The 6,359-nt window shown below is 58.1% G+C and carries 5 protein-coding genes; 3 read left to right on the plus strand and 2 right to left on the minus strand.

Translation table 11 applies throughout. The features are described 5' to 3' along the window. Positions 1–11: 11 nt before the first annotated feature. A complete protein-coding gene (locus H597_RS0115180; RefSeq protein WP_051293823.1) occupies positions 12–644 on the plus strand; it encodes an SDR family oxidoreductase in 633 nt (210 codons plus the stop codon). Positions 645–767: 123 nt separating this feature from the next. Here the strand turns inward: H597_RS0115180 and H597_RS0115185 are convergent, their stop codons facing one another. Both H597_RS0115185 and H597_RS35375 read right to left on the minus strand, forming a co-directional pair. After that, positions 768–2,156: an OmpP1/FadL family transporter gene (locus H597_RS0115185; RefSeq protein WP_229632180.1), complete on the minus strand. Its 1,389-nt coding sequence runs from the start codon at positions 2,154–2,156 to the stop codon at positions 768–770. A gap of 217 nt (positions 2,157–2,373) precedes the next feature. Then, positions 2,374–2,565 carry a hypothetical protein gene (locus H597_RS35375; RefSeq protein WP_161630614.1) on the minus strand — a complete coding sequence of 64 codons (192 nt, stop codon included), beginning with the start codon at positions 2,563–2,565 and terminating at the stop codon, positions 2,374–2,376. Positions 2,566–2,836: 271 nt separating this feature from the next. Here H597_RS35375 and H597_RS31070 point away from each other — a divergent pair, with 271 nt between their 5' ends. After that, the gene (locus H597_RS31070; protein WP_161630615.1) at positions 2,837–4,792 is read left to right on the plus strand and encodes an RHS repeat protein; all 1,956 of its coding nucleotides are present in this window, start codon (positions 2,837–2,839) and stop codon (positions 4,790–4,792) included. After that, on the plus strand, positions 4,789–6,180 hold the full coding sequence (locus H597_RS31075; protein ID WP_051293825.1) for an RHS repeat domain-containing protein: 1,392 nt from the start codon (positions 4,789–4,791) through the stop codon (positions 6,178–6,180). The genes H597_RS31070 and H597_RS31075 overlap by 4 nt, the downstream gene beginning before the upstream one ends. Positions 6,181–6,359: the final 179 nt, after the last annotated feature.

Raw genomic sequence — 6,359 nt, forward strand, 5'->3', positions numbered from 1 at the left:
GGTACATCCTCGTGGGAGGCACTTCCGGCGTCGGCCTGGCCACCGCCAAGTTCGCCGAGGCGGAAGCAATCGGCGCCGCAACCGCGCAACTGGATGCTGGCGATCCGGCAGCGGTCAGGAACTTCATCAAGGAGCACCGCGAATTTGACCATCTGGTACTAAGCGTATCCGGCTCGTCCGGCGCCGGGCACTTCCGCGACCTGGAACTCGACGAGTTGCGCAAGGGATTCGAAGGCAAATTCTGGCCTCAAATCGCCTGCGCCCAAGCGGCCCTGCCGACGCTTAAATCCGGGGGATCAATCACGTTTGTCGGCGCCATTTCGGCGCGTGCGCTGAAGCCGGGAACGGCAGGACTCGCGGCCATCAACGCGGCACTGGAGGCAATGATCCCGATCCTTGCATCGGAACTTCGGCCCACGCGGGTCAACGCGGTTGTCCCCGGCGTGGTCGACACCCCATGGTGGTCGCGCGTTCCGGATGCTGCGCGCGCGGAGCTGTTCGAGAAGCTTGCCAGCGAAGTGGCCGTGGGACGGATCGGCAAGCCTGAAGACCTGGCCAGCGCGATCATGTTCGTGACGACAAATACTTTTGTCACGGGCGCCATTCTCGATTGCGACGGCGGCTGGAAGCTGAAGAACGCGTAAGAAGTAAGAAAGGGCACACCATCGGATCGGGTTGCTGGCACTGACCCAATCGCGCGTCACCACATCGTCCAGGAACGAAAAAAGCCGGCGCAAGCGCCGGCTTTTCGGTCCATCCGTGAAGGATTAGAACTTGTAGTTGTAGGCAGCGCCCAGCAGGTGCATACGGGTCTTGTAGGTACCGATGGTGGTTTCGCCGTTGCCGGTGCAGGTGCCAGCTGGGTTCAGCGGGGTGCACTCGTTCTTGTAGGCGGTCGAAGCCGAATCGAACTTCAGGAAGCTGTAAGCCAGGTCGATCGACGAATTGGTCGACAGTTTCCAGTTTGCGCCCAGCGAGAACTGCTTGCGGTCCGAATCTGGCAGTGCTGGGTGGCGCATGGATGCGTCAGGCACCGGGGATTCGTCGATTGCCACACCAGCGCGCAGCAGGAAGGAGTCGCTCAGCTTGTAGTTCATGCCCAGCGATGCACGCACGGTGTTCTTCCAATGTTGGCGGATCACTTCATCGCCTTCGCCGGTGCCGACGAACTGGATGTTCAGGTTTTCCAGGCGGCTGTGGCGGGACAGGGTGATGTCGCCCATCAGAGCCAGCTTGTCGTCAACCTGGGTGAACATGTTCACGCCGATGGTTTCCGGGGTGCGCAGTTCAACCAGCGCTGGCGAGTTGGTTTTGCGCGAAGTAGCTTGCAGAACCTTGTTCACAGCTGCGTCGGAAGTCACGCCGGAGAAGTCCCAGACTGCGTCGCCCTTCAGCTTGTGGTGAATCGACGAACGGTAGGAAATACCGAAGCGGGTGTCCTGGGTCAGGTTGAACATGTAGCCCAGGTTGAAGCCAACGCCCCAGTCTTTGCCGGTCATGGTCGCGTGCGCATCCTTGGCACCAGCCAGGTTGGCGGCCAGGGTTGCAGGATTCGCGCCAGCTTGAACCATGGCACCCAGCAGGGCAGCGCGACGCGCAGCCAGTGCAGGGTTGGACAGGGCCAGGATCGAACCTGGCACGTCAACGCCCTGGCCCAGTTCGGCCTTCATGTACTCGGCGTCGATACCGAAGCCGAAGGAGTGCTGTTCATTGAGCTTGAAGGCCACGGTCGGGTTGAAGGTGACCGACTTCAGGTCGATGCTGGTCAGCGCATAGCGGCCGGACCAGTTGTTGTCGTAGTCCAGCTTGGCGCCGTAAGGAACGAACACGCCCAGGCCCACTGCCCACTGGTCGTTCAACTTATGCGACGCGTACAGCGACGGAGCGGCAACTGCGCTCGGCGCGTAGTCATCCTGGGTTGCAGTGCCGCCGGCTGGGGTGCCGGTGAAACGCTTGGAACCCTGGTCCTGGTAGGTCGAGTGCGGTACCACGGCGGTGATGCCGCCAGTGATCTGCGTGCCGTTCAGACGGGTCAGGCCGGCTGGGTTGGCGAAGATGGTGGAAGCATCCGCGGCTTCGGCAGTGTTTGCCTCAGCGGTGCCTTGACCAGACACGGACTGGGAACCGAAGCGGTAACCGGATGCGTTAGCGTTCATCGACACAGCCGACACGGCTGCAGCGACCATCAGGGAGAGGTATTTTGGGTTCAAGGTAGGTCTCGGCTTTGTTGGTTATTAATTTATTAACTCTTAAGTAACCTTGCACTAGAGGAAATGCGCAAGGCCGTGGAAGTCTACACCAAAACCGTACGAGGGTGCTTTTAAATTGAAAATACTTTAACAAAAATGGGGCCAAAGGCCCTTTTCCCAACAATTAACTTGCAATTGTATCAACCGCCGCCGGAAACGATGCCACTTTATTTTTGAATGTTACATTCTGATAGTTTGTCGCAGCATTCGCTCTGATATCGTCCTGCCCCCTTAAAAAAGGAAAAAGTCCTACGGAATCAAATATGCCTAAAAAGAGAACGCCTGCCATTGGCCACATCGGCGCAATGATATTCATCTGGCTGTGCCTGTTTAGCCAGGCTCATGCAACAGAGTACATCGCTGCTCGCACTCGGTATCTCTCGCTCGGCGGAGGATACGTGGACAGTGGCGGAGCTGCTGCATCATTGTCCGCGAAGTTACATTGCGGGGCCGGCCAAATAAACTGCACCGGAACATTTACCAACATTACCCGGGCTGGCGGATCCTGGTGGTGGCAAGGAAAGTACACTTACACCATAGCAACCCCGCCATATACGTCGTACACCAACGATTTTTCCGGAATAATCATGGGCGATTGCCCAGAGGGCTGGGGCATCAATGAAGGGCAGTGGCCAATCAAATGCAACCGGACCGAACAGCCAGAGCCACCTTGCGACAAATGTGATGAGCGAAAAGCCGCCACAGTCGGCAACCCAGTCCAGGTAGTTGGCGGCATCAAGATACAAACCGAAGTGGATTACGAGAATGCCTCCGGCAGTCTGCGTCTTGCACGAACCTATCGCAGCGACGATGGCATGTGGCGCCATAACTACCAAGTCTTCGGCGTGGATTTCAATAACATCGAGTCCGATGCTAAGCCGGAATTTGCGTGTCTGAATGCAAAGAACTCCGATGGAGAAATGCACTGCTATCGCTATCTCGGTAAGGGCACGGCTAAGAACTTCGGCCTGCGCCGCGGCTCAGGCCGCATGACCTACTTTGGCAACGACGTCGATTATTCGGGGCCGAAAGACGTCAACGACCGGGTATCGCAAGTTACAGATGCCGGCGGCAAGGTCATTGGCTGGCAAGTCGCCAACGCGTCCGACGACTCAACCGAGTCCTTCTCGCTGGACGGCCGCCTGCAGCGCATTAAATCCCGCAATGGGCAAGACACGGCATTCACCTATAGCGACCAGAACACGCCACTGGAGATCGCACCTAAACCCGGATACCTGCTGAAGGTAACGGATGCTTATGGCCATTCCCTGCAGTTCACTTACACGGCACAGGGCAAGATGTCGAAAATGATCGACCCCGCCGGGAATGCCTTCATCTATGAATACGACACGGAACAAAACCTTTTCAAAGTCACCTACCCTGACGGAAAGAGCAAGACCTATCTCTACGACGAGCCGCAATCCATATCGGCGGGAGCAGGCAAGCGCCTTCTGACCGGCATCCTGGATGAAAACAACGTCCGCTACGCAACCTATGCGTACAATGCCTCGCGCCGATCCATATCGACCGAGCACGCAGGCGGCGTAGAGAAATACACGCTCACCTACCCATACGACGGTGAAACCCGGGTTACCGACCCGCTGGGTTCGCGTTATGTCTACAAATACAGCAACGTCGCCGGCGTCATGCTCCAGACCGGCACGTCGCGCACGTCCGCCACGGGCAATGAAACCGCCAGCACAAAATCCGAATATGATGCGAACGGCAATCTCTCGGTCTACACGGACTTCGATGGAACCGCCACGACCTACGTGTACGACCTTGCCCGCAACCTGGAAACCAGCCGCACCGAAGCTTCCGGCAGTACCGTGGCACGTACCATCCAAACCGAATGGCATCCAACCTTCCGCACGCCGGCCCGCGTTTCCGAACCATTGCGCCGAACAACGTACACGCACGACACCAGCGGCAACGTTCTGACCAAGACCACCCAGGCCACAACCGATACCAACGGCTCGCAGGGCTTCAAATCCACTTTGACCGGCGCGCCGAGCAAGTGGACCTATACCTATAACGCAATGGGACAACTGTCGACCATGCGCGGCCCACGCACGGATGTCAACGACACAACCACCTTTAACTACGATGCGGAAGGTAACCTGGAGACCCGAACCAACGCGTTAGGCCACCAAACGCGCTATTCGAATTACGACGCGAATGGCCGTGCAGGACGAATCACCGATCCAAATGGACTGGTCGTAGACATGAGCTACGACGCTCGCGGCCGCCTCAAGTCCGTCACCACGGGCGGCGAAACCACCGGCTACGACTACTACGACACTGGCCTGCTCAAACAAGCCACTCTGCCCGACGGCAGCGCCATTCACTACGCTTACGACGACGCACACCGCCTCACCGGCATCAGCGACACGCTCGGCAACAGCATCACCTACGTACCTGACGCCATGGGTAATCGCACCTCAGAACAAAGCAGGGACGCCAACGGCACCCTCACGCGAAAAATCACCCGCGTCTACGATGCATTGAATCGCATGAAACAGATTACGGGAGCACAGCAATGAAACTGAAACGCTTGCTTGTCATCCCGACCGCTCTGACCCTGGCTGGCACCGCCCAGTCACAGGTGCAGGACACGACGACGACCTTCTCCTACGACGCCATGGGCCGAGTGACCCTGGTCAGCGACCCGCTGTCGCACGTCACCAAGAACGAATATGACGCGCTCGGCCGCACGGCCAAGACCACGGACGCCAAGAGCGGCGTCACGCAATTTGTCTACGATGGCCTGAACCAGCTCACCAAAGTCACCGACGCGCGCAACCTGTCCACGGTATATACCGTCGATGGCTTGGGCAACCTCACCCAGACCAGCAGCCCCGATACCGGCAACACCGTCAATACCTATGACGAGGCCGGCAATATCAAAACGCGCACGGATGCAAAGAACCAGATCACAACGTATAAATACGATGTGCTGAACCGCGTAAAGTTGGTCAGCTACATCGACGGCACCAGCGCCACCTACGACTACGATCAAGGCGCCTACGCGCTGGGCCGCCTGAGCAAGATTACCGACGTCAACGGCACCACCGAGTACGGCTACGACCAGCAAGGTCACGTGCGCAGCGAGACGCGCACCATCGGCGGCAAGGCCTACATCACGGCTTACCACTACGACTCAATTGGCCGCCTCGAAGGCATGACCTACCCCAGCGGTCGTACGGTCGACTACGTGCGCGATGAAATGAGCCGCATCAAGGAAATCCGCACTACTAAGGACGGCACCACACAACTGCTGGTCAGCCAAGTGACCTACCAGCCGTTTGGTCCGCTGCAAGCGCTGGTGTTCGGCAACGGCAATAAGTACTCCCGCACGTATGACCTGGATGGGCGTATGTCCAGCTACACTCTCAATGGCAAGGTGCAGAAACTGTCTTACGACGCCGCCAGCCGCCTTACCGGCGTCACTGATGCAGGTAACGCCGCCAACAATCGCACTTACGGCTACGACGAACTCGACCGCCTAACCAGCGAACGACGTGCCCAGCGCAGCCTTGGCTATGGCTACGATGCGGTCGGCAACCGCAGCAAGTATGTGAACGGTGCCGCTGCCACCATCTACACGTATGGCGCCACCAGCAACCGCCTGACGCAACTCACTGGCGGTCAGAACGCCACTATCGCCACCGACGCCAACGGCAGCATCACCAACAACGGCAGCACTGGCTTTAACTACGACGCGCGCGGCCGCATGATCTCCGCCAATACTGCCATTGGTCTAGTGAGCTACAAGATCAACGCCCTCGGCCAGCGAGTGCAAAAGACCACGCCAACCGCAACCACGGTCTACCACTACGACGGTAGCGGCAAGCTGATCGCCGAAAGCACTGGCGACACCCTGACCGAATACGTCTACCTGGGCGACATGCCGGTCGCGGAAATGAAATAAAGATGGAGAAAAATTTGTTCAAGAAGATATTCACAGCAGCATGGATGACGCTGCTGTTTACCTGCTGCCAGCTTGCGGCCGCAGTGTAAGCGTCCAGCGCCACCACATATGAAAGGCCGTCTCGCTTCGCCATACTCCGATTTTCACTTCGGAGAACAGGATGGAAAACGGAGAACGCG

Origin of the sequence: Pseudoduganella violaceinigra DSM 15887, from assembly GCF_000425385.1 — a bacterium.
Lineage (GTDB): Bacteria > Pseudomonadota > Gammaproteobacteria > Burkholderiales > Burkholderiaceae_D > Rugamonas > Rugamonas violaceinigra.

Coding starts and splice junctions, on each gene's coding strand:
- H597_RS0115185 (WP_229632180.1), bottom strand. CDS start 2,156: ATGAACGCTAACGCATCCGGTTACCGCTTCGGTTCCCAGTCCGTGTCT.
- H597_RS35375 (WP_161630614.1), bottom strand. CDS start 2,565: ATGAATATCATTGCGCCGATGTGGCCAATGGCAGGCGTTCTCTTTTTA.
- H597_RS31075 (WP_051293825.1), top strand. CDS start 4,789: ATGAAACTGAAACGCTTGCTTGTCATCCCGACCGCTCTGACCCTGGCT.
- H597_RS31070 (WP_161630615.1), top strand. CDS start 2,837: ATGGGCGATTGCCCAGAGGGCTGGGGCATCAATGAAGGGCAGTGGCCA.